The following is a 23721-nucleotide window of genomic DNA, read 5'->3' as shown; positions in this document are numbered from 1 at the left end:
GGTAAAATGAATACTACTTTCAAACTAGAAGGTGGAGAATAATTTATTGTCTCCACCTTCTAGTTTTCAGCTTAGGAGTGGAAATAATGAACAAAAAAGACATAGCACAGATTCGAAGACAATTTAAAATAGATAATGATTTACTAAAAATCTCGGACATTTTTAACGTATATATTATGAAGGAATCGAGCGACATCTACCATCATGAAAGTCAGCCTTTCGAAATGCTAGACCGTGAGCAGCAGGAGCTATTTATGAACAACTTCAAAAAGTTGCTTGGAGGTCAATTAGATGAAAAGCTTTTTGAATTAAAGTTTCAACGGGACGCAGAAAATAACAGTCAGCTCATCTTACATCAAGGGTTACTTAGCAGTGAGACAGAGGACTGGAAAGAGCACATGCTCAAGATTGTAGCTAAAATGCTGGCGACGAGACAATACGAGAAGGATATTGTTATTACGTTTATTCGTGGCGAGTACTTAAAACCAATGAAGCGCCGAAATGAAGAATCCGAGGAAAGTGATCGTGATTCTGTATACTCTCACCCTTTTATACTGTGTAGCTTAAACAATACACAGGAACCGAAAAAGGAATTGCTGTTTGACTATGTAGAAAAAGAGTTTAAGTACAACTTCGTGGTGGATCCGATTATAAATCTAAATGCTCCACTTGCGGGGTTTCTGTTCCCTTGCTTTACTGACAATGCCGCAGATGTAAATCACGTTTTATATGCAGCCGGAAAGGTGAATGAGCCTGACCTTTTATTCATTGAAGAAGTGTTGAATGGCGAAGAAACAATGACCGCACAAGATGACAAAATTGTGTTTGAGGAAATTATTAAGGACGCAACTGGTGACCAATTAAATACCTCTACCCTGCATAATGTGTATGAAGAGATTAACCGTATGATGGAGGAAAATGAAGAAGAAGAGCAGCCAAAACTAGATTCCAAGGATATTGAACGTGTTCTAAAGATGAGTGGTGTGGAAGAAATCAATCAAGAAAAAGTAGATACAGCCTTTCAAAAAGTGATTGATGATGACAAATATGAAATAAAGGCTAGTAGTGTCCTACCGAAGTACAATTCAAAATCGATTAAAATTGATACGAAAATTGCCAAGATCTCAATTAGTCCTCAAGATTTACGATATGTAAAGCAGGTTCACCTTAGCGGGAAACGTTATTTAATGATTGAAGTGGAGGACGATACCGTCATTGAAGGATTTAGGATGATTCCGGAGGCTTTTGGCGGGAACTCGTGACCGGGTTTCGGCAGTAACTTCTGAGTATCAATTAATAGATAACACACAAAAACGACTGCCGTGTGAGCAGTCGTTTTTGTGTCCCATTTTTAGTGGGTATTATTTTTTGGCGTTGATTTGTAAAGTAAATCACCTTTATTAGAAAACGCTCTAATATTGATAAGAAGAGATATCTCCCTATCAAAACCATCATAAACTTTCCTAATAAAAGATTAGGCTTATCAGTCACTTTATAATAATCCTAATACAATGGCTCTTCGAAAAACGAAGTGTAGGCAACAAGTGTAGTTTATTTTCATTACGATAAAATACATGCGTCTCCGTTTGATTTAAACTTTCATTAGAACTATCAATAAAGTAAACCTTACTATTCAATACTTCGTGAATAAAAAGTGTATCGTCATAAAATTCTTTATTGGGATACATTTCTTCTATTGTATGAAGGAAATCAGTATCGTTTATCCGTTTAAAAAATATCAAATACAATACGATTCCTATAAACAAGAAGAGTATGGACCTACACCAATACTAGAGATTGAAACGAAAGACCACGCATGGGCGTATCCAGCTCGAAAGCTAACCTCTGTATTAGTAGGGAGTCCCGTTGGCATAAAAAATGCATACCGATTTTTTATATAAATTTGCTAAAAATTTCGGCTTATTCTCTTATGTTCTGACCAAAGAACATATCCCAACCATATAAAGGCTATTCCCATAAAAACTGCTAACATTCTATCGTATGGATGAGGAATTATGGCAGCGGCAAAGGTGACCACAGCGGCGAAAGAAAGGAAACCACCTGCCATACGTGGGAAGATTCTTGCACGATAAGTTGCGATTCCAAGCAAGAGTCCTCCGACGGAATACAAAACCGCCGCAATCGGTGCTAATAAAGGGAAAATCCCTAAATTCACTGTGCTTGTGGTTCCACCAAAAATCCCTACTATTCCTTCTACAAACTTAGGAGCATCCGCTGTAAGTAACGGTAAAACAAAAGCCTCGTTAAAACTAAAATTCATAGAGATTAGCCAAAATAGACTAAATAAAATATAACCAATTAGTCCAAGCCCGCCTGCTTCTTCTACTTGCCTCATATAGATTCCTGTAATTCCTATAAGACTGAAAAGAGACATAATGCTCGTAACACATGCAACTACGACCCATATGCTTGTGCTAACAGAAGATATATGATCCTCTGGATGAATAAACTGAATACATATATATAGTATTCCTGCCAAAATTGCAAAAAGGCCTGCCAATCGTAATAAACTATTTCCTGTAATTCTTCGTTTTTTTTCATTTTTATTATTCATGTGATTCCCTCCATTTAATATACTTATTAATAATTAAATACAATTTTTATCAACAACCCTAGTTATTGCAGAATTAAACGTCTTATAGTAAGTTAAGGATGCAAGAAGTTGACTATATGTTTGAAATTAGGTGATGAGATGGAACATTATAAAGTAATTGAAGAATCGTTATTGCATATTGAAAACAATTTGCAACAACCGTTATCATTGGAATCTGTTTCAAAGACCTTCAATATGTCTAAATACTATTTTCATAGACTATTTTCTGCAATAATGGGTTGTTCATTAAACCAATACACTTTATCTAGGAGATTAAATGCATCTGTTCAATACATTCAAAGCGGAAACTTATCATTAACTGAAATTGCGTATCAGCTTAACTTTGGAACTCCTTCATCCTTCACTCGCGCTTTTAAAAGCAAATATGGCATCTCCCCAAGCACTTTAAGAAAAAATGGAAAGACCATTGCCCTGGAAGACATTCCTCCCGTAATTAAACGACCAATTAAAAACATTAATGGAGATATCGTCGCCGATTTTACACTAACAAATTTTAAAACAACCCAAATCAGTGGGATAGCATTCGAAGTTGATTTAGCAGAAAGTGATTTTAAAGAAAAGATTCGGTCTTATTCAAGAATGCTCGTCAACAGCATCGATGAAACCATCAGTAGCTCTTGTTTTGTCATCTATTCCAATTGCCAGCCAAACTCCACTAGGTTCAAGGCTCTAGTCGGGATTCCACAAAATCTAAGTATCAATCAACCAAATTATTTCACAGTAGATGTCCAACAATTTTTTTGTGCTAAGTTTAAATATTATGGTGACCTACTGGATATAGGTGATGTTTTCATTACGGACTTCGCAAGATTTTTAAAGATTTCACAACAAGAAACAGAGGAATCCGATATTGAACTTATTCAAGTGTTTGAAGATATTCATAACCTTGATTCTCCCTATCATATACACGTACCAATTAAAAAACTCTCCAGTGATGACGTTGGTTAATGTCTGACACCTCCAATATGGTTAAAAGCTTGTTATTTAATAAGAAGGATACCATCACAATTGTAAAGAGACCTTCCAAATCTTGCTGTAAATCGAAAACAAGCTAGTTTTCTTACCAGGATCCATCTGCAGTATAAACCCGTCTATGTAACAGTCTCCTTACAAATTACCCTCCATATAAAAACCTCAACAAAATCATTCTTGACACGTTAAGCTATTCTGCGTTACTATATACCAGTAATAAGTATTACTTAATACCAGTGTTACAGATGACGTAGAATTTCGTGACACATTAAATGGGGGATAGATTTGGAAAATATCACAGAAATGCTAAAAGGGGTTCTAGAGGGATGTGTGCTTGAAATCATCAGTCGTGGTGAAACCTACGGCTATGAAATTACGCAGCAGCTTCGTGAACTAGGTTTTACCGATGTGGTGGAAGGGACCGTTTATACAATTACCATGCGGCTTGAAAAACACAATTTGGTGAACATTGAGAAAAAGAAATCCACTGTGGGACCTCCGAGGAAATTTTATACCCTCAACAAGGCAGGTCAAGAGCAACTAGAGGTTTTTTGGGAAAAATGGGGTTTCATCTCAAGTAAAATGGACGAATTAAAAACAAAAGAATTAAAAAGGAGAAGATAATATGAGCTTTATTGAAAAAATCATCGGAAGTTTAGCTGATAAACGAGAATGGAAAGAGATGGAGGCACGGGCGAAGGAGCTCCCGAGTGAGTATTTCAACGCATACAAAGCTATTCAAAAATACATGTGGACCTCTGGTGGTCTCACTGATTGGAAGGACATAAAGCGGATCTTTGGTGGCATACTGGACCTTTTGGAGGAAGGTGCTGCAGAAGGCAAAAAGGTCACTGACCTTACAGGTGAAGACGTTGCCGCTTTTTGCGACGAATTAGTCAAGGACGCCAAAACTTGGAATGATAAATATCGTGCTAAGTTAAATGATACGATTAACCGTGACTAACGATGAGAAGCTTCTGCTGTTTTCTTTTCATATAAACAAGGAGCAACCCCCAATCATTATAGAGCTTGCTCCTTGTGGAAATTCAAATAGATATACGGACTGAATAGTTGTCTGAAAGTAGCGTGGAGCGCCCCTGCCTATTCGGTTTATTTTTTAAACCAGTAGTAAGTAATACAGATTATCGGTATGACTAAATAGTAGTGCGAGAAAATGATATTTTCAAAGTGAGAAAGTAGCTTGCTGAACTTTTATGAAGGAGGAATTAATGATGAGTAACAATGTAGCGATTTCTGTTAAAAGGTTAAAGAAGTCCTTTAAAGATAAGGAAGTATTAAAAGGGGTGGATTTTGAAGTAAGACGGGGTGAAATATTTGCGCTACTGGGCTCAAATGGAGCGGGCAAAACCACATTGGTTAACATCCTCTCGACATTGATGAAATCGGATGGTGGTAAAGCAAGTATTTCTGGCTTTGACGTCCACCGTCAACCGGATCATGTGCGACAAAATATCAGCCTGACGGGGCAATTCGCAGCTATAGATGGCATGCTCACCGGGCGTGAAAACCTCATACTAATTGCCAAATTACGAGGCGTTTCCAATCCCGTTCAGGTTGCCGACAATCTACTTACAAAATTCAGCCTAACAAACGCGGCCAATCGTAGGGCAGATCAGTATTCCGGTGGGATGAAACGCCGACTTGATATTGCCATGAGTCTTATCGGAACACCAGCTGTCATTTTTCTTGATGAACCGACCACTGGGCTTGATCCCGAGGCGCGGATTGAAGTATGGAATACCGTGAAGGAGCTCGCCGGCGGTGGCACCACCATATTATTAACGACCCAGTATCTGGAGGAAGCAGAACAATTGGCGGACCGTATTGCCATTTTGCATGGTGGCAAAATTATCACCACTGGTACCTTATCTGAACTGAAGGAGATGTTCCCTCCAACAAAAGTAGAATACATGGAGAAACAGCCGACACTGGAGGAAATCTTCCTCGAAATCACCGGCAATAAGGAGGAGAAATAAATGAAACATAAAACTGGAGTATTACTAGGGCGTTTAATGCGCAATATCATGCGAAGTCCGGATACGATTATTACGGTAGCGATTACGCCAATTATGATGATGCTACTATTCGTCTACGTATTTGGCGGCGCTATAGAAACAGGAACGGATAACTACGTTAATTATTTATTGCCGGGTATCTTGTTGATGGCCATCGCATCCGGTGTCGCCTACACTTCCTTACGGTTGTTTAACGATGTAAAAAGTGGACTGATGGCACGCTTTATTACGATGCCCATCAAACGCTCATCGGTATTATGGGCGCACGTACTAACTTCGTTTGTTTCTAATGCGATTACTGTCCTTATCGTTATTCTTGTCGCGCTCTTGATGGGTTTCCGCTCTACCGCTGATCTCCTGGATTGGTTGGCCGTAGCTGGCATACTAGGATTGTTTACACTGGCACTAACATGGCTTTCGGTCATTCCTGGGTTAACAGCTAGATCTATGGAAGGTGCAACTGCCTACTCGTATCCACTTATTTTTCTACCATTTATCAGTTCCGCATTTGTTCCAACCGAAACCATGCCTAAAGTAGTTCGTGCATTTGCGGAGAACCAACCTGTAACTTCCATCGTTAACTCCATACGGGCCCTCTTATATGAAGGGAATGTTGGAAGTGGTATCTGGATTGCGCTTTCGTGGTGTATTGGTATTATGGTTATCTCTTACTTCATTGCTAGTAAAGTTTTCAAACGCCAATTAGGATAAGTACAATTGCATACTAAAAACATGATATAAACACAAGAGGTTTTGTTTTATTTTAATACTTTCCACATAGCCATTCTTTCATTCTCGTTTTCCATATATAAATACAGCAAAAAAGCGTTCCCTAGCAGGGAACGCTTTCCTAAACTTATAGACTCTTAAAGTTCTTCTCCATTTGTAGCAATCACATTTTTGTACCAGAAGAAGGATTTCTTTCTACTACGCTCTAGTGATCCACTACCATCATCATGCCTATCTACATAAATAAATCCGTAGCGTTTAGACATTTCACCAGAGGACGCACTTACTAAGTCAATACATCCCCAAGCTGTGTAGCCCATTAATTCCACACCATCATCCACAGCTTCGCCCATTGCTTTGATGTGTTCTCTTAAATAATTGATACGATAATCATCGTTAATGCTGCCATCTTCTTCTACTTTATCGTACGCACCTAACCCGTTTTCTACAACGAATAAAGGAACTTGGTAGCGACCATACAGTTCATTTAAAGCGATACGAAGACCAATTGGGTCGATTTCCCAACCCCAATCACTCGCTTTTAAAAATGGATTTTTCACGCCACCAATTAAGTTACCTTGACCAATTTCTTCAGGCGTTTTAGTCTTTTTATCTGTACGTGACATGTAGTAACTGAATGAAATGAAATCAACGGTCCCTTGTTTAATTAACTCCAAATCTCCATCTTCCATTTCGATATTAATGTTATTTTCTCTGAAATAACGATCGATGAAGCTTGGGTATTCGCCGCGAACTTGTACGTCCCCACAGAAATTATTGAAAATACGTGCTTCCTCTTGTGCATATAATACATTTTCAGGGTTACTATCAAAGGAATAGACAGGTGCATAGATCAACATACAGCCAACCTGAGAATCTGGCATGATTTCATGCGCTAGTTGGACAGCTTTAGCACTCGCAACAAATTGGTGATGAAGGCCTTGGAAGCTGTCTTGAAGACGCGTTTCTTCTTTTTCAGGGGAGAAGCCAAGCCCGAATAATGGCATATGAGTAGCACCATTAATTTCATTAAACGTTAACCAATACTTCACTTTCCCTTTGTAACGATTGAATAGAACAGTTACATAGCGCTCAAAAAATTCTACTAATTTACGGTTTCTCCAACCACCATATTCTTTGATTAAATGAAGTGGTGTTTCATAGTGCGCGATGGTAACAAGTGGCTCGATATTATGTTTTGCTAGTTCGTCAAATACACGATCATAAAATGCTAATCCTTCTTCGTTCGGCTCTAGCTCATCGCCATTCGGGAAGATACGAGACCATGCAATACTCATACGGAACGTTTTGAAGCCCATCTCGGCAAATAAAGCAATATCTTCTTTATAACGGTGATAGAAGTCAATACCTTCATGGTTCGGATAATGATATTTGGATTGGTCGATTTCAAAATTAAAACCTGTCGATGATAAAAGCCCTAACCGATTTTCTTTCCCACCTGGTAATACATCTGCTAAGTTAAGCCCTTTTCCACCTTCTTGGTAAGCACCTTCTAGTTGGTTCGCAGCCGTTGCGCCACCCCATAGAAAACCTTCTGGAAATTTTACTGCCATTTGTCATCACCTCAACGAATAATGTATGAATCTTCTCTTTTATGAAAGAGAGTAACAGACTATTACCAATAAAAAAACCTAAATTGCTTGAAAAACAGAAGATTCCTCTTCCTTTTCTAAGCAACTTAGGTTTTGCCTGCTCATCAGTAACAATCCATAAGTTATATTTAATTTACGACTCTAATATAGCATTCCACCCGTGAAATGTAAAGGTTTTCTACTTAGGTCTATTCCTCTTTTCCAAAGTGATTACTTGATGACGGTAAGCAAACGATCGCCTATCGTAGTGTTCTCCTCATCCCCACTCATTACGTCTAAGTACTCGTATGCGTTCGTTATGACGACTGGCGATGTAACATCAAACCCTTCTCCTGTTATCCCCTCGATATCAAACAGTCCTAGAATTTGCCCATGCTCCACTCTATCTCCATGCTTTACCTTCATATCGAAAAACTTTCCTTCTAGCTGTACGGTATCAATCCCAATATGGATTAATACCTCTATGCCTGCATCAGAAGTTAGGCCAATCCCGTGATTCGTAGGAAAAACAGAGGTTACGGTTCCACTAAACGGAGCATGCAAGTATCCTTCAATCGGGATAATGGCGACTCCCGGCCCAACCGCTTCCGAGGAAAACACATCATCGTTGACATATTCTAGGCTAATAACCGCTCCAGTTAATGGACTCAACACAATGGAGTCATCCACTTGCTTATTTACGGTTTCAGAGTGGTCTTCCATTTCCACAACCATGTCATGTTCGATTTGTTCTTCTAAGCCAAAAAAATATGTACCGATCATAGCAAGGAAAAAGGCAATAAAAACGCCAAACAAAAATAACACGAATCCTTCCCCAAAAAATACAGGTAAGGTCGTGATGCCAGGCAAGCCTACTGATTTCGAGGAAGCACCTGAAACCCCCACTATCGCTCCCCCTATTGCTCCCGCCATACAGGCAATAAAAAAAGGCTTTTTAAATCGTAACGTAATCCCATAAATAGCCGGCTCTGTTACACCGAACAACCCTGCGATTGTTGCGGGCGCTGCAATGGCCTTCACCCTTTTTTGCTTCGTTTTAAGCCAAACTCCTAAGGCTGCACCTGCTTGCGCAAGGATGGCGGGCGTAATCATAGCTGTAAACGTATCTTGACCAAACTGACTTAAATTATTTAATGTAATCGGAACAATTCCCCAGTGAATTCCAAAAATAACCAATACCTGCCAGAAGAATCCGGACAATGCTCCTGCAACTAATGCACTACTATCATACACATAAGAATAGCCAACTCCGAGCCACTCACTAGCGGTATTTCCAATTGGTCCAAATACGAGGAGTGTCAAAGGCACCATAATCGCAAGTAATGTAAGTGGAGTAAAAAATCTTTTTATCGTTTTTGGATACAGGTTATTCAGCACAAGCTCTAACTTGGACGTCACATAAATCGCAAGAATAATAGGAATAACCGAGGTTGCATATTTCATTAAAACAACCGGAATCCCGAAGAATGACATATCTAATTCCAGATTATACGCGTCTACGATATCTGGATAAAACAAGGCTCCAGCGATGGCAACCGCAACGTGCGGCTCCGCTTCAAACTTCCGAGCTGCTGTAAAAGCAAGATGGATTGGCAAAAAGTAAAACAGGCTATCTGCTGCCGCATGCAAAATAACATACGCTCCATCCGCTTCTGTTAACATCCCTAAAGACACTGCGAGGATTAAGCATCCTTTTAAAATACCAGCACCAGCCATCGCACCTAATAAAGGAGTGAATATACCCGAAATAAGATCAACCGCTTTATTTAATAAAGATTCTTTCTCATCGCTTTTTGATTTTTGAGAAGCATGACCTTCTAACTTTGTTAGCTTTAACATTTCCCGATACAAATCATTGACTTCCGTTCCCACTACTATCTGAAATTGACCCGCTATAAACATCACCTGAATCACACCAGGTAGCTTCGTGATGTCCACTTTATGAATTAGATCGTTATTCTTGAGTTTGAATCTTAGCCTTGTTGTACAATGGCTTAGGGAAATAATATTGTCTTCGCCTCCAACATGGCTCACAATGTCTTTGGCAAGCTGTTCGTAATCCATTGCCAAGCCTCCTTTAAATCCTGCTTTTATTTTAGTGATGTCCTATCAAATTGTCACTGTATACGATAAAAAACTAAACTGATCTACTCTGTACGCCATTAAGCTTCTGTACAGAACAGCCAATTTAGTTTCTACATGATATAAAAAGATAACAATTATTTATTAGTCCACTCTTGACGGTGTGTAACACGATGGATATGCAGCGTTAAATAAATTTTTTCATCGGATGAAATGTCCCAATTATATGTCTTCGCCACATATTTAGCAATCTTTTCACTACAAAGATATGCTTGCTTGTATTTCTTTTTAACCTGCTCAAATAAAAACTCATCTGTCTGACTTTCCCGTTCGATTTCTTTCCGAACGAAACGCATTGCAAAGAAACGAAGGTGTGTAAGAAACCGTTCATAATTAATAGAGTTTTCATCGAGTTTCATATGAAAGTGATATTTTACAATACTTAGGATACTATCTACCATTTTCGTGACTTGGATCGCAGCGTCCATATTGTCACCTGTTAACTGACTATTTACGAGGTGAAGGGCTATTAAACCTGCTTCATCCTCCGGAAATCGAACCCCTGTCTCTTCTTCTATAATATCCAGGGCATTAAGGGCAACACGAAATTCATCTTTATAATATTTTCTTATTTCCCAGACGAGTGGATTCTTGAGTTCGATTCCTTCTTTTTGTCTACTAACGGCAAAATGCAAGTGATCTGTCAACGCAACATACAGATAATCATCTAATTTATACGATAATTGCGACTTGGCATAATCCAAAATACGGTGCGAAAGCTCTAGATACTCTTCTGGCGTATCCACAAGTAAATCAGCTAGCTTTTCAGACAGGCCCTGATCCTCTAAGATAAACTTTTTCTCAACCTTTTCCACATCAACAGGCTCTCCGACTTTCTTCTGAAACGCTAATCCTTTCCCCATTACTACCATTTCTTGTTGCCGATCATTTTCCGTCAACACGACGTTATTATTAAACACTTTTTTGATTTCCATGTAATCAGCCCTTGTTTAAAAAGATTTATACCTATAGAAATACTTTAGCATTGTCCGAACTCTTTCTATTTTATAATGAAAAAATAAAAAAACCCAAATCAGTATAAAGAATATCGAAAAAATGAAATATTCTTCTACAAATTTAGGTTTTGCCTGCCTAACAGTAACAATCCAACTATATAATTGTAAACGGTTACCTTCTTTATCCTTTTATACCATGCTTAAAGAATACTGTCAATGACCTAGGGCTTTTTCCTCATACAAATAGCCCCCAAATTGGAGGCTATTTCATCTAGAATACTCAACCGTTTGCGTTTATTTATCTAAAGTGATTAACAAATCATTCACTTTTACGTCTTTTTCTTCTGTTGTTGATAACGAACCATAATTTGCATGGTTAGTCACAATAACTGGCGTTGTCAAAATATATCCAGCTTCTTTGATCTTTTCTACATCGAATTCTACTAGTAATTGACCAACATCGATGCGGTCCCCTTGCGTGACGTGAGCCGTGAAGTGTTTCCCTTCTAAGTTGACCGTATCCATCCCGACATGGATTAATAGCTCAGCACCGTGATCCGTTGTAATACCAATCGCATGATTCGTTGGGAATAGTGCAGAAATAGTACCAGAAGTCGGCGCAACGACTTTACCCTCTGTTGGTTCAATGGCTACCCCTTTTCCTAACAAGCCTGATGCAAAGGTTTCATCTTTAATCTCCGCTAATGCTTTCACTTCACCAGTCAATGGAGATGTTATCTCTTCTGTTTTCACTTCCACAGCTTCTGTTTTTTGTGAAACCGTAGTTGGTGCTGCCGCTTCCTCGTCTCGTTTTAAACCAAATAGGTATGTTAAAACAAAGCCTAGGATGAATGCTACTACGATGGAAATAATCATACCCCAGAATCCTGTATCCATTCCTTCTGGACCAATATATGAAGGAATACCGAAGATTCCTAATCCACCGATGATGTACCCTTTTGTACCTGCTAATCCTAATATTGCACCACCAACTGCGGCTGCAATACAGCTAATGATAAATGGTTTTTTCTTAGGTAGTGTAATCCCGTAAATTGCCGGCTCTGTTACACCAAAGATACCAGAGATGAACGCCGGAATACTAAGCTGCTTGGTTTTTTGTTCTCTTGTTTTCAACCATACTCCTAACACGGCACCTGTTTGCGCAAAGGATGCTGCGAACATCATCGCTAGGATTGGGTCATAGCCTTGTGTAGATAAGTTATTAATTGCAAGTGGTACAAGACCCCAGTGTAAACCGAAGATAACGAACACTTGCCAGAAACCACCAATAATAATACCTGCAATTACTGGACTTAGGTTAAAGGCAGCGTTCACCCCTAGCCCTACTAAGTTCCCTGCCCAAGTTGCGACTGGACCGATGATAAGGAACGTTAATGGCACAACTACTAATAATGTTGCAAATGGAACTAAGAATGTCTTAACGACATCAGGAATCGTACGTTTAAAGAACTTCTCTACTTTGGAAGCAAAGTATGCTGCTAAAATAATCGGTATAACCGATGAAGAATACGTCATTAAAATGACTGGAATCCCTAAAAATTCAATATGAATAGCTGATTCAAATACAGTACCTGAAAATATGGTATAAAGCGGATCCCCTGCCGATACACCTACAATGTCTGGATACACTAATGCCGCACCAATGGCCATCCCGATAAACGGAGAACCACCGAACTTTTTAATCGCTGTATACCCTAAGAAGACTGGGAAGTAATAAAATAACGAGTCCCCAACCGCATTAAGAATTTGGTACGTCCCGGACGCTTCTGTTAACCAACCTACAGATAAAAATAGTGCGTTAAACCCTTTAATCATACCAGTCGCGGCTAATACACCTAAAACTGGAGTAAAGATGCTAGCGATGATATCAATAAATTTGTTGAATAGGTTTTGATCCGAAGAATCCTCTTCCGCTCCATCCTGAGAAGCTGCTTGGAATCCACCAATCTCTATGACATCTTTATAGACATCTGCTACATGGTTTCCAATAACCACTTGATATTGTCCACCACTTTTCATTACCGTTACGACACCATCCATATTTTTCAATACGTCTGTGTTTGCTTTACTTTCGTCTTTTAATTTAAAGCGTAACCGAGTAATACAATGCACGACACTGTTAACGTTTTCTTTTCCGCCGACATTTTCAATGATGTCTTTGGCTAATTGCTCGTATTTCATCACGTTGCCCCTCTTTCCTTATGATTTTTATGTTAGGAATTTACGTTAGGGCAATAAAAAAACCTGAACGGATAGAATTCGCACAAAGTGCGTACTATCCATTCAGGTTATGCCCATAATTGGTAACATTCCTATATGTACTATTTAATTCAGGAGAAATTATAGCATGTTGATAAAACGGTTTCAAGTTTTATTTTTATCTTCAGTAACATGTTCTGTTTAAATTCGTCACTAAACCTGTGTTTTTACAAGAATTCATGCTCTAGCAATAATACAAAATATAGTAAACAACGTTACTCAACTTTATACAAAGGTTGAGACAAAAGTATAGGAAGCAATGAAAAAACGAACAATTATAAATAGTGCCTATACCCCGCTCCGGAAATATACGACGCTTTCCGTGGGCGGCTGGTGAGCCTCCTCGTGCTGACGCACTGCGGGGTCTCACCGATGCCTTTCCTCCCACCGGAGTCTACGTATATTTCCGGAGCTAGTATAGGCTGTTGTTCGGCTTTTCGGCTTATCCTTTTCGTTATGTCCCAGCCCCTCTATTTAATATTTAAATTTACTTACCATTATTTTCAATTCTTCTGCCATCTGTGCTAAAGATTGAGCAGAAGCATCAATTTCTTGCATAGAAGCAAGTTGTTCCTCCGTTGATGCTGCTACCTCCTCTGAACTAGCAGCATTAGTCTGAGCTAATTCAGAAACTTCTATAGCTGAATTTGTAACGTCATCAATACTTGCGGTTATCTGTTGAACAGTTGCTGTAACTTGCTCAATTTGAGGTGTAATGTTTTTTGTGCTATCTAGGATTTGAGCGAATTTGGTGGATGTTTGTTCAGACACCTTTACACCTTCTTCAGCATTTGTTACTACTTCATTCATAATTTTGACGGACTCATCTGTATCTTGTTGAATGAAGGCTATCAATTCCTCAATGCTCTTGGCCGATGTTTGGGACTGTTCCGCTAATTTACGAACTTCATCAGCGACTACAGCAAACCCTTTTCCATGTTCACCAGCTCTCGCTGCTTCTATCGCTGCATTTAAAGCTAATAAATTCGTTTGGTCGGCTATATCACTAATCACATCCAAGATTGTACCAATTTCTTTAGAACGATGGGATAACGAAGAAATGACTTGGTTGGATCGACCGACGGATTCATGTATAAATTTCATTTGGGTTACGTTATTTTCAACAAATTTACTTCCTTCTTCTGCTTCTTTCGATGTCTGTTTGGAAAGTTCAGATACACTTGCAGAGCTTTCTGAAATGTGTGAAACACCTCGTAAAACTTCTTTTAAGGAATTAGTATTGTATTCTAATTTGGTTGTTGTTTCTTCTGCTCCGCTTGCAATCTCTTGAATAGATGATGCAACTGTTTGTGTAGCTGTAGTAGATTGTTCAGCACTTGCGTTTAATTGTTCAGAAGAAGCTGCTACCTGGTTTGAATTTTCCGCAATAGAACTAATCATTTCTCGCAAATTATTAGTCATTTGTTCGAACGATTCATTTAAATAATAAATTTCATCCTTGCTTTTAATTTTTACCGATTCCGCTTTTAAGTCTCCAGATGCTACTTGTTTTGCTATGTTCCCTAATTTAACAATTGGTTTCGAGATAAGAATAGAAATCACCACACCACTACCGATTGCTAATAGAACTGCAATGATACTTAGTAGTAACAAGGTGCTGCTAGCTGCATCTGATTTCTCTTGTGTTTCTTTAAATCTTACTTGTAAAATATCATTCTTTAACCAATCATGCATAGACAGAGTATCCTCCGTCAACTGATTACTGATTGGAACAATTAATTCTAATCCATCTTCGATTGCTTGCTCTTTATCCGTATTACTTTCATCCATAACTTGGTTGGCAATTTCTCTAAACTCATCATTTGCTTGTTGAATGTTATTTAGGCGGTCAACCGTTTCCTGTAAAGTAGACAATTCTTTCGCTTTAGCAATAGACTTACTAATTCTATCATTCGCTTCATTCATTAAATCTCTATTGTGCCCACTATCTTCATATAGCATAAATGCACGATAATAACCAGTTTGCAAGGCTGCATCAGTTTGAATAGATTGGATGATAGATCTTAATTCCGCAACTGTTTCAACCACATATTCGTATGATTCATTTGATTCCTTCGTATCGTTATAAGATATGAAAGATGCTATTCCAAAAATGATAGAAACGATAAGAAAACTTCCAATTAATTTCTGTTTAATGGATAGATTCATGCTGTAATTCCTCTTTTCATTATGTTTTATTTATTTAATTTTGCTGTTTCGATGATTCATTTTGTCCATGAATGCTTTGACGAACATAGTCTTGGATTAAATCCATACTAGTTAAATTCCCCATAAGGTCATCTACATTTAGTAAAGAAATTAGTTTTTCATTTACTTTTGCGAGACCTGCTATAAAGCTCTGTTTCAAACTTTGGTTTTGTAGAGATTGGATATCCTCTTCATAAATAACCGTTATTTCTTTCGCCTCTTCAACCATCAAAACTATCGTTTGATGGACGGATTTTACAATGATTAGCCGCGTATTATCATCTTGATTTACTTGTTTATTAAATAAGAGCATATTTAAATCCAACACAGGTAAGACCTGTTCTCTAATATCAACAATTCCCAGCATATAACTAGGAGTATTTGGTATTGGGGTTAGTTCAACTGTCTTTTCAATAGAAATCACTTGACTGACTGGAATACCAAATTCTACTTCATTAATCTTTATAATGACCTGTTGCTCCATTAAGTACTACCTCCGATGCCTTATGTAATTTATTGTCGAAAATTAAAATAAAATGTCGAAAAACAACTTTATGATAGTACCACATTTGTGAAAGAATTAACAGCACAAAATATAAGAAAACACTTACAGAATCTGCTTCAGCAAGCTTAAATATAAATCGTACACCATTTTCAATGAATGTTACTGTATCTTCCTCTATTACAATATGGTCTACGTCTGTTCGGTAATCTTCTTCTGTTTTGTCTCCATGCTCTGCCTTATGTGCCATAATCTCACAAAAATAAAAAAAGCCGGAACATCTGTCCCGACTTCCTCTTAACTCTATTCATTTTCAAGTCAACGCTTCATGATTATCTAGAACCAATGAATCGGTTCTGGCTTCAGATTATGGAATATATGCTTGGTCTCCGTATATTCTTCAATCCCTAGTCTTCCTAATTCACGTCCAATACCAGACTGCTTAAAGCCACCCCAAGGTGCATGAGGGAAATAAAGATTGAAATCGTTAATCCAAACCGTACCCATGCGCATCTTCGCAACACAGCGTTCCGCTTTTACGATATCGTTTGTCCAGACACCACCAGCCAGTCCGTAGATTGAGTCGTTTGCTAGCTTCACTGCTTCCTCTTCCGAACGGAATGTTTCCACCGTAATAACAGGACCAAACGCCTCCTCTTGCACGATCGTCATGTCTGTTGTACAATTCGTGAAAATGGTTGGTAAGTAGAAGAAGCCTTTTTGTAGCTCTGGCTCCTCGGGGCGACGACCACCAACAGCTAACGTAGCTCCTTCTTTGACCCCTGCTTCTACATACTTTTCTACCTTCGCAAGATGCTCAGCGGAAATTAGTGGACCCATCTGTGTAGCTTCATCAAATCCGCTTCCTAGTTTAAACTTCTTCACGCGCTCCACTAGTGCATCGACAAATTGATCGTGGATGCTCTCTTCTACAATGAGTCTTGTACCAGCGGAGCAAATTTGACCTGCATGGAAAAATACACCGTTTAAGGCTTGATCTACAGCTGTGTCAAAATCGGCATCCGCAAAAATAATATTCGGATTTTTGCCACCTAATTCAAGTGCAAGCTTCTTCACGTTCACGCTTGCAGCTTGCATAATTTTCTTTCCGGTCACAATTCCACCAGTAAACGAAATAAGATCCACATCCACATTACTAGATAGCTCTGCACCAACGGTATGGCCAGCACCAAGCACTAGATTTGCCACCCCAGCAGGTACTCCCGCTTCCTCCATTAGCTCGAACACCTTGATTGTCGTAAGTGGTGTGATTTCACTCGGCTTCATAATTAACGTATTTCCTGTCGCAAGCGCTGGTGCTAGCTTCCAAGACGCTTGAAGTAACGGATAATTCCACGGTGTAATTTGCCCACACACTCCAACTGGCTCGTGAACAACCTTGCTCACTGAGTTTGGAACAGGGGAATCAATCAGTTCTCCACCCATTTTATCTGCAAGCTCGGCATAATAACGAAATACGCCTGCGATATCGTCCATGTCTCCACGGCTTTCTTCTACTGTTTTACCAGTATCTAATGATTCCAGTCTAGCAAGCTCTTCTTTATCTCTTTCTATGAACTCGGCAATTGTTCGAACGATTGCTCCACGCTCTGTCGCTGGTGTAGAAGACCATTCCCCCTTATCAAAAGCATCTCTTGCTGCAGCAATTGCAGCTTTTGCGTCTGCTTCATCCCCTTCTGGAACAGTTGCAATGACTTCCTGGTTAAATGGGTTTATAATTTCGCGCGTTTCCCCTGAAATCGAATCCACCCATTTTCCATTTATGTATTGTTGGTTTTTTAGACTCAAATTGATCAGCTCCAGTTTTTTATTTAAATTAAGTTTGTTAAAAATTTATTTAATCTTTTAAAGATCGTAACATGTCTTCTAAAGGCTGTCAAAGATATCGATAACAGGTAAAATCAGAAAGAATAGAATCAAAGACAAACAGTTGATGCTTCTATGTTAGAGAGCATTTTTTGATGGCAAAAATACTAGTTATCATTTGACATTTAATCTGAACACGTTATCATAAACTTTGTAAATAATATTCAATAAATATTTAACACGCTTTATTTTAAAGGAGCGACTCGATGAGTGAATCTACGGAAAAATCCAAAAAGAAAATAGAAGAAGCCAAGGATAAAGTCATTGGCGCCATCGCAGAAACGATGGACCTATACGGAGTAACACCTGCTGCTGGCAACTTATACGCAACCATGTACTTTAAAGACCAAATGACACTCGATGAAATGCGCACAGAGCTTGAAATGAGTAAACCTAGCATGAGTACTAGTGTCCGTAGACTGCAAGAAATAGAGATGGTAAAAAAAACCTTTACTCGTGGCTCTAGGAAGCATACCTATACGGCAGAGAAAAATTTCTTCCGGTCCTTTATGGCGTTTTATTGTCAAATGTGGGAGCGAGAAGTGAAAATGAACTTGGAAGCCGTAGAAGAAGCGCAGGAAGATTTGCTAGATGTGATAAAAGATTCCTCTAGCACACCAGACATCGTGGCAGAGGCCAAAAAATACTACGATCAATTAGAAGAGTCCAAAACTTACTATCACTGGTTAGAGGACTTAGTTGCAAGTATTAGAAGTGGGAAGATATTTGAATTTCTACCTAAAGATAAACACGAATAATGCTAGAAACTATGAGATAGTCTATCGATAGACACTTATAGACTATCTCATCAATATATATTACTTTATCTCTTCCAATCATAAGAAGAGCAATTTGTTGGGATTTTAATGTTAAATTTTTTCTTAACAAATTTAACATTTTAAATAAAATAAACAAAACAAAGGGGAGTTTTCAACATGAACACATGGAAAAAACAACTTAGCTTCATTTTTGTGCTGCTAATGGTTGCTGTGCTTGCAGCGTGCGGAAGCACGGACGAGGAAGCAAATAGTGAAAAGGAAAAAGCAGATGCAGATGCAGAGGTTAACGATGAGGAATTAACCATTGGACAAATTAACTGGGCTGAAAATATTGCAGTAACGAATATGTGGAAAGCCATTTTAGAAGATAAAGGCTATAACGTGAAGTTAAACGTACTGAACATGGGTACAACGATGAAAGCTTTAGAAAGTGGCGACTTAGATGCCAGTTTAGAAATTTGGCTACCGGTCCAAGATGCGAACTATCTAGAAAAATACCAGGATACGGTTAATTTCTCCGAAGCTACTTGGTTTGATAATGCAAAAGTAGGACTTGTTGTTCCAACCTATCTAGAAGATATAAACAGTGTAGAAGACTTAAACGAGCATAAAGAAATGTTTAATGGGGAAATTATCGGCTTTGATCCTGGTGCAGGGACGATGGAAGTAACCGAGCAATTAATTAAAGATTATAACCTTGAATTTGAACTACTACCAAGCTCTGAGCCTGCGATGATTGGCCAGATTGGAAAAGCAATTAAAAATGAAGAGCCTATTGTTGCACCACTTTGGAGCCCACACTGGGTTTTCTCTAAATATGACTTGAAATTCCTAGAAGATCCACAAAAAACATTTGGTGGTGTAGAGAAAATTCACCACGCGACAAGACACGGATTTGAAGAAGATTATCCGAAAGTTAGTGAATGGTTTAAAAACTGGAAAATGGATGACCAACAAATCGGTCAGCTTATCGACTATGTAGAAAGCGCAGAAGATCCGCTTGAAGGTGCTAAGAAGTGGATTGGAGAAAATCAAGAGTTGGTTGATGAGTGGGTGAAGTAAGCCAAGAGTGAGAGAAGAAGCTAGTCCTTTTTAGATAAGGACTAGCTTTTTTTATGCTTGGTTTCTAGTATTTTTCATTCTTGTTACGTGCAGGATTAGATAGTTTTCAGCATACAAATAACAATGCTCATTATTATCTAGCTAATTCAGCAAATTTCAAAGAACTACTGTTGGTTACGTAGACCAAGAGAATGTTCCTGCTGGTTAGAACGTAGCATTCAATTTTTATTTTTAATTTTTAGGGAACCTTAATTAGCCTATAGTCGTCAAATAGTTGAGATTGAAATAAAGGAGAAGAATAATGCAGATTCATGAAGAAAATGAATTTGGTAAGCTAAGACATCAAGAATTATTCCTCAAGTTAGTTAAAACATACTCTGAAGAAGTAAAAAGAATAATCTATTTCTATATAAAAGATCCAATAATGGCTGAAGATATCCTTCAAGACACTTTTATTTCTTGTTACAAAAAACTAAGTTCATTTAGACATCAATCAAGTTACAAAACTTGGTTAATTAGAATAGCAATTAACCAAAGTAAGGACTACTTAAAAAAATCCTATGTAAAACGTATTGTTCTCGGTCAAATAAGAGAAAAACCCTCAACATTATATACCCCTGAATATAGGACATTACAAAACGAAAGAGATAAGGCAATCATTAACCAAGTTAATCAACTCCCTGTAAAACAAAAGGATGTTATCCTGCTCTATTACTATGAAGAATATGATATTGAAGAGATTGCTGAAGTTCTACAAACAAAACAAAATACTGTTAAGACAAGACTTTACAGAGCTAGGGAAACTCTAAAGAGAAATTTAGAAGGAAAGGATGTAGATTATGAGTTTTGATAAAGAAATAAAGAATGCTTTAAAAGAAGATATAGATAAAGTTAAGATAACTTCTGAGGAAATAAGCAATTTGAGTAGTATAGGAAAAACAATTAGGACTAAAACCAAGTTCAACAAAAAGTTAATACCATTATCAATGTCAGCAATTACTGTCTTATCTATTGCATTAATCCTATCTTTTAATATTAATTTGGAAAAAGAAGGTTCAAAAGAAACTAAGATTGACACACCCAAAGAAGAAAATATAGTAAGTAGCACTTCTGCTTTAGAGCCTATAAATGGTAAAGAAGAATTGTTAGGTAGGGTTTTTAACTCCATAAATTACTATGACACACTTAAAGGTAGTGTGGAAGTTTCTGGTGAAGACTTTACTTTATCTACGGAATTCGGTTTAGATTTAACTAAGCAAAAGTTCTATGAGTCTTCCCATACCGAAGTATATGATGCTTATACAGTCAGTGATGGTAAAATGTTATTTCTTTATAACAGTAATGAAGGCGTTGTAACGGAAGGACCACTTCCTTACGAACAAAGAAAAAAGAACATTGAAATAGAATCTTTTCAAAATAAAAACCAAAATACATTTAATTATAGAAATGATTTTCCGGATGCTCTTCAATCTAGTAGCTTAATTTTCCCTCAGGAATTACTAGTCAATCTATTTTTAGTAAATAATAATTGGTCTTTTGAGAGAGATTCAGATGAGATTAATGGTAGAGATTCAATTAAGGTTGTTGGGACTGTAAGTAATAAAGAATATGATTCCTTCGTTATCTATTTCGATGAAACGATTGGGCTTCCTTTAGCGTACAAATTGTTAAATGGTCAGAACATAATAAGAAGTGCTGAATATAGCAGTTTATCTATAAACCAAGAGATTGACAATAAACTGTTTAGCAAGTCCTATATCACGGAAAAAATAGATAAGAAGAGCAACTAATTGAGGAATGTAAGATTAGCTGTGTAAGTGAGAATGCGTGCGAATTCTTGCTCATACAGTTTTTTTACTTGGTAAAATTTCGGGTTGTTTATCATCAAATTTTCAAATAAGATACGTCTTAATTCATTTTTTTATATACTTCGTATTCCTATAAAAAGAAAAGGCACTCTTTCCAGACATACATGTCGTGAAAGAATGCCTCCTCCTAGAAGCAATATTTGTTTTTTACGCTTTTACTGTCCCTGCATCCGCCGGGTGTACACCATGACGATAGTAATCCGCATCAATCGGATCCAATGGTTTACGTCCAAGAATAATATCCGATGCCTTTTCCGCTAGCATCAGCACTGGTGCATGGATATTTCCGTTCGTCACATAAGGCATAGCAGAGGCATCAACCACTCGTACATTATCGAGACCGTGTACCTTCATCGTTAAAGGATCAACGACAGCCATCGGATCAGAAGCTGGTCCCATTTTTGCTGTACAGCTCGGGTGAAGGGCGGTCTCTGCATCGTTCGCTACCCATTCCAATATTTCTTCGTCTGTACGAACTGAAGGGCCCGGAGAAATTTCTCCAGAATTATATGGCTTCATAGATGGCTGAGCCATGATTTCACGTGAAATCTTCACAGCCTCTACCCATTCTCGACGATCCTGCTCGGTGGAAAGATAGTTGTAGACCATGCTCGGGTGCTCTTTCGGATCCTTAGAACGAATCTTTAATGACCCTCTCGCATCCGAATACATGGGCCCAACGTGAACCTGGAATCCGTGAGCCGTGTCCGCTTTTTGTCCATCGTAGCGTACCGCTACCGGTAGGAAGTGGAACATTAGGTTCGGGTAATCTACGTCCTCGTTGGAACGAACAAACCCTCCCCCTTCGAAATGGTTCGTTGCTGCTGGACCTTTTCGTCCGAGCAGCCACTGTAACCCAATCAAAGGCATTTTTGCTTTATTTAAGTTCGGCTGCTCCGAAACTGGTAACGGACAAGAATACTGGATATAAGCTTCAAGGTGATCCTGAAGGTTTTCCCCAACACCCGGAAGATTTACGACCGGTTTGATACCAAGTGAGCGCAAGTGCTCCGCATCGCCTACACCAGATAATTGAAGTAGCTGCGGTGTATTGATTGCCCCACCAGCCAGTATCACTTCACCTGCCGTCACTTTGTGCGTCTTTCCATTTCGCTGATACGTAACCCCATTTGCTCGTGTCCCATCGAAATCAATGCTCGTAACAAAAGCACGCGTTTTTACAGTAAGGTTCGAACGCTTCATAGCCGGATGCAAATAAGCACGCGAAGGACCAAATCTTCTTCCTTTATAGACATGCTTATCAAACGGTCCGAATCCTTCTTGTCTGAACCCATTCACATCAGGTGTTTTGGAATAGCCCGCCTCTACCGCAGCGTCAAAGAAGGCTTGGAATAAAGGATTTTTAGCTGGTCCGCGCTCTAATTTAAGAGGACCATCATGACCACGAAGCTCGTCATCTGAATCCGCCGCTAACGCATTTTCCATCCGTTTGAAATATGGAAGACAATGCGCAAAATCCCACGTTTCCATACCTGCATCTGCTCCCCAGCGTTCGTAGTCTAATGGGTTACCGCGTTGAAAAATCATACCATTGATAGAGCCTGATCCGCCAAGCACCTTTCCACGAGCATGCTTCACACGGCGGCCATTCATATACGGTTCAGGGTCTGATGCATATCTCCAGTCGTAGAGTCTCTTCCCTGCTGGGAACGGCAAAGCAGCTGGCATTTGAATTAATAGATCCCATGCAAAATCCTTACGGCCTGCCTCTAATACCAGCACACTACGGTTTCCATCTTCACTTAAACGGTCGCCTAGTACGGAGCCCGCACTGCCACCACCAACTATTACAATATCGTATGTTTCACTCATTTTGTTTACCTCCTTGGATGTTGAACGATTAATCTAAAGAATGTTTCTTCTGTTCATAGTTTGCTAGTTTTTTATCGTTAAAGTAAAACAACTCAGCAGATTGGCTTTGAGTCTCCTCATATTCTTTTATGTAACCACCCGCCGTTAACTTTATTAAATTTTTATTTAACATATTGAACATTTTTAATAGTATCATAGTGATTTTTCTTTGTAAACTAA

General features: G+C 38.6%; 20 protein-coding genes. 10 read left to right on the top strand and 10 right to left on the bottom strand.

The features are described 5' to 3' along the window. The first annotated feature begins 86 nt into the window (after positions 1-86). The gene (locus FN924_RS02740) at positions 87-1262 is read left to right on the top strand and encodes a DUF4317 domain-containing protein (RefSeq protein ID WP_143891955.1); all 1176 of its coding nucleotides are present in this window, start codon (positions 87-89) and stop codon (positions 1260-1262) included. Between the two features lie 644 nt (positions 1263-1906). Here the strand turns inward: FN924_RS02740 and FN924_RS02730 are convergent. Continuing rightward, positions 1907-2575: a hypothetical protein gene (locus tag FN924_RS02730; RefSeq protein WP_143891953.1), complete on the bottom strand. Its 669-nt coding sequence runs from the start codon at positions 2573-2575 to the stop codon at positions 1907-1909. A 108-nt stretch (positions 2576-2683) separates the two neighbouring features. Between FN924_RS02730 and FN924_RS02725 the strand changes: the two genes are divergently transcribed. The 5 genes from FN924_RS02725 to FN924_RS02705 all read left to right on the top strand — a co-directional run bounded on the left by FN924_RS02725 (position 2684) and on the right by FN924_RS02705 (position 6354). Then, positions 2684-3583, top strand: coding sequence for a helix-turn-helix domain-containing protein (locus FN924_RS02725; protein WP_228409537.1), 900 nt, complete (start codon positions 2684-2686; stop codon positions 3581-3583). Positions 3584-3892: 309 nt separating this feature from the next. Continuing rightward, the gene (locus FN924_RS02720) at positions 3893-4231 is read left to right on the top strand and encodes a PadR family transcriptional regulator (RefSeq protein WP_143891952.1); all 339 of its coding nucleotides are present in this window, start codon (positions 3893-3895) and stop codon (positions 4229-4231) included. Between the two features lies 1 nt (position 4232). Continuing rightward, positions 4233-4571, top strand: coding sequence for a DUF1048 domain-containing protein (locus FN924_RS02715; RefSeq protein ID WP_143891951.1), 339 nt, complete (start codon positions 4233-4235; stop codon positions 4569-4571). Between the two features lie 268 nt (positions 4572-4839). Continuing rightward, on the top strand, positions 4840-5604 hold the full coding sequence (locus tag FN924_RS02710) for an ABC transporter ATP-binding protein (RefSeq protein ID WP_143891950.1): 765 nt from the start codon (positions 4840-4842) through the stop codon (positions 5602-5604). Further along, entirely contained in the window at positions 5605-6354 is a 750-nt protein-coding gene (locus tag FN924_RS02705) for an ABC transporter permease (RefSeq protein ID WP_143891949.1), read from the top strand. It abuts the gene before it with no gap. A gap of 155 nt (positions 6355-6509) precedes the next feature. On the opposite strand, the gene FN924_RS02700 is transcribed toward FN924_RS02705, so the two are convergent. The 8 genes from FN924_RS02700 to betB form a co-directional block, all read right to left on the bottom strand. After that, a complete protein-coding gene (locus FN924_RS02700) occupies positions 6510-7946 on the bottom strand; it encodes a glycoside hydrolase family 1 protein (RefSeq protein ID WP_143891948.1) in 1437 nt (478 codons plus the stop codon). A gap of 249 nt (positions 7947-8195) precedes the next feature. After that, positions 8196-10049: a beta-glucoside-specific PTS transporter subunit IIABC gene (locus tag FN924_RS02695; RefSeq protein ID WP_143891947.1), complete on the bottom strand. Its 1854-nt coding sequence runs from the start codon at positions 10047-10049 to the stop codon at positions 8196-8198. Between the two features lie 155 nt (positions 10050-10204). Next, positions 10205-11062, bottom strand: a complete 858-nt coding sequence (gene licT / locus FN924_RS02690; protein ID WP_143891946.1) for a BglG family transcription antiterminator LicT — start codon at positions 11060-11062, stop codon at positions 10205-10207. A 315-nt stretch (positions 11063-11377) separates the two neighbouring features. Next, positions 11378-13285 (bottom strand): beta-glucoside-specific PTS transporter subunit IIABC, encoded by a 1908-nt coding sequence (locus tag FN924_RS02685; protein ID WP_143891945.1) that lies wholly within the window; start codon positions 13283-13285, stop codon positions 11378-11380. Between the two features lie 552 nt (positions 13286-13837). Next, positions 13838-15532, bottom strand: coding sequence for a methyl-accepting chemotaxis protein (locus FN924_RS02680; protein ID WP_143891944.1), 1695 nt, complete (start codon positions 15530-15532; stop codon positions 13838-13840). Between the two features lie 34 nt (positions 15533-15566). Continuing rightward, positions 15567-16055 (bottom strand): chemotaxis protein CheW, encoded by a 489-nt coding sequence (locus FN924_RS02675; RefSeq protein WP_143891943.1) that lies wholly within the window; start codon positions 16053-16055, stop codon positions 15567-15569. After that, positions 16027-16323 carry a hypothetical protein gene (locus FN924_RS19055; RefSeq protein WP_194709683.1) on the bottom strand — a complete coding sequence of 99 codons (297 nt, stop codon included), beginning with the start codon at positions 16321-16323 and terminating at the stop codon, positions 16027-16029. The genes FN924_RS02675 and FN924_RS19055 overlap by 29 nt, the downstream gene beginning before the upstream one ends. Positions 16324-16409: 86 nt before the next feature. Beyond that, positions 16410-17882 carry a betaine-aldehyde dehydrogenase gene (gene betB / locus FN924_RS02665; RefSeq protein WP_143891942.1) on the bottom strand — a complete coding sequence of 491 codons (1473 nt, stop codon included), beginning with the start codon at positions 17880-17882 and terminating at the stop codon, positions 16410-16412. A 284-nt stretch (positions 17883-18166) separates the two neighbouring features. Between betB and cudC the strand changes: the two genes are divergently transcribed. The 4 genes from cudC to FN924_RS02645 all read left to right on the top strand — a co-directional run bounded on the left by cudC (position 18167) and on the right by FN924_RS02645 (position 21591). Beyond that, positions 18167-18718 carry a choline uptake/conversion transcriptional regulator CudC gene (gene cudC / locus FN924_RS02660; RefSeq protein ID WP_143891941.1) on the top strand — a complete coding sequence of 184 codons (552 nt, stop codon included), beginning with the start codon at positions 18167-18169 and terminating at the stop codon, positions 18716-18718. 177 nt (positions 18719-18895) lie between these two features. Next, positions 18896-19801, top strand: coding sequence for a glycine betaine ABC transporter substrate-binding protein (locus FN924_RS02655; protein ID WP_143891940.1), 906 nt, complete (start codon positions 18896-18898; stop codon positions 19799-19801). 301 nt (positions 19802-20102) lie between these two features. Further along, positions 20103-20651 carry a sigma-70 family RNA polymerase sigma factor gene (locus FN924_RS02650; RefSeq protein ID WP_143891939.1) on the top strand — a complete coding sequence of 183 codons (549 nt, stop codon included), beginning with the start codon at positions 20103-20105 and terminating at the stop codon, positions 20649-20651. Further along, positions 20641-21591 carry a hypothetical protein gene (locus FN924_RS02645; protein WP_143891938.1) on the top strand — a complete coding sequence of 317 codons (951 nt, stop codon included), beginning with the start codon at positions 20641-20643 and terminating at the stop codon, positions 21589-21591. The genes FN924_RS02650 and FN924_RS02645 overlap by 11 nt, the downstream gene beginning before the upstream one ends. A 225-nt stretch (positions 21592-21816) precedes the next feature. On the opposite strand, the gene betA is transcribed toward FN924_RS02645, so the two are convergent. After that, complete coding sequence (gene betA, locus FN924_RS02640) at positions 21817-23502, bottom strand: choline dehydrogenase (protein ID WP_143891937.1); 1686 nt, start codon at positions 23500-23502, stop codon at positions 21817-21819. Between the last annotated feature and the right edge of the window lie 219 nt (positions 23503-23721).

Origin of the sequence: Radiobacillus deserti (assembly GCF_007301515.1) — a bacterium.
In the GTDB taxonomy this organism is placed as follows: Bacteria; Bacillota; Bacilli; order Bacillales; family Amphibacillaceae; genus Radiobacillus; species Radiobacillus deserti.
This window is presented reverse-complemented; position numbering and strand designations above follow the sequence as displayed.

What these genes read in the sequence shown, in the direction of transcription:
- betA (WP_143891937.1), bottom strand. Translation starts at nt 23,502, where the DNA reads ATGAGTGAAACATACGATATTGTAATAGTTGGTGGTGGCAGTGCGGGC.
- FN924_RS02650 (WP_143891939.1), top strand. Translation starts at nt 20,103, where the DNA reads ATGCAGATTCATGAAGAAAATGAATTTGGTAAGCTAAGACATCAAGAA.
- FN924_RS02705 (WP_143891949.1), top strand. Translation starts at nt 5,605, where the DNA reads ATGAAACATAAAACTGGAGTATTACTAGGGCGTTTAATGCGCAATATC.
- cudC (WP_143891941.1), top strand. Translation starts at nt 18,167, where the DNA reads ATGAGTGAATCTACGGAAAAATCCAAAAAGAAAATAGAAGAAGCCAAG.
- FN924_RS02715 (WP_143891951.1), top strand. Translation starts at nt 4,233, where the DNA reads ATGAGCTTTATTGAAAAAATCATCGGAAGTTTAGCTGATAAACGAGAA.
- FN924_RS02710 (WP_143891950.1), top strand. Translation starts at nt 4,840, where the DNA reads ATGAGTAACAATGTAGCGATTTCTGTTAAAAGGTTAAAGAAGTCCTTT.
- FN924_RS02730 (WP_143891953.1), bottom strand. Translation starts at nt 2,575, where the DNA reads ATGAATAATAAAAATGAAAAAAAACGAAGAATTACAGGAAATAGTTTA.
- FN924_RS19055 (WP_194709683.1), bottom strand. Translation starts at nt 16,323, where the DNA reads ATGGCACATAAGGCAGAGCATGGAGACAAAACAGAAGAAGATTACCGA.
- FN924_RS02685 (WP_143891945.1), bottom strand. Translation starts at nt 13,285, where the DNA reads ATGAAATACGAGCAATTAGCCAAAGACATCATTGAAAATGTCGGCGGA.
- FN924_RS02680 (WP_143891944.1), bottom strand. Translation starts at nt 15,532, where the DNA reads ATGAATCTATCCATTAAACAGAAATTAATTGGAAGTTTTCTTATCGTT.
- FN924_RS02645 (WP_143891938.1), top strand. Translation starts at nt 20,641, where the DNA reads ATGAGTTTTGATAAAGAAATAAAGAATGCTTTAAAAGAAGATATAGAT.
- FN924_RS02655 (WP_143891940.1), top strand. Translation starts at nt 18,896, where the DNA reads ATGAACACATGGAAAAAACAACTTAGCTTCATTTTTGTGCTGCTAATG.
- FN924_RS02700 (WP_143891948.1), bottom strand. Translation starts at nt 7,946, where the DNA reads ATGGCAGTAAAATTTCCAGAAGGTTTTCTATGGGGTGGCGCAACGGCT.
- FN924_RS02695 (WP_143891947.1), bottom strand. Translation starts at nt 10,049, where the DNA reads ATGGATTACGAACAGCTTGCCAAAGACATTGTGAGCCATGTTGGAGGC.
- FN924_RS02740 (WP_143891955.1), top strand. Translation starts at nt 87, where the DNA reads ATGAACAAAAAAGACATAGCACAGATTCGAAGACAATTTAAAATAGAT.
- licT (WP_143891946.1), bottom strand. Translation starts at nt 11,062, where the DNA reads ATGGAAATCAAAAAAGTGTTTAATAATAACGTCGTGTTGACGGAAAAT.
- FN924_RS02675 (WP_143891943.1), bottom strand. Translation starts at nt 16,055, where the DNA reads ATGGAGCAACAGGTCATTATAAAGATTAATGAAGTAGAATTTGGTATT.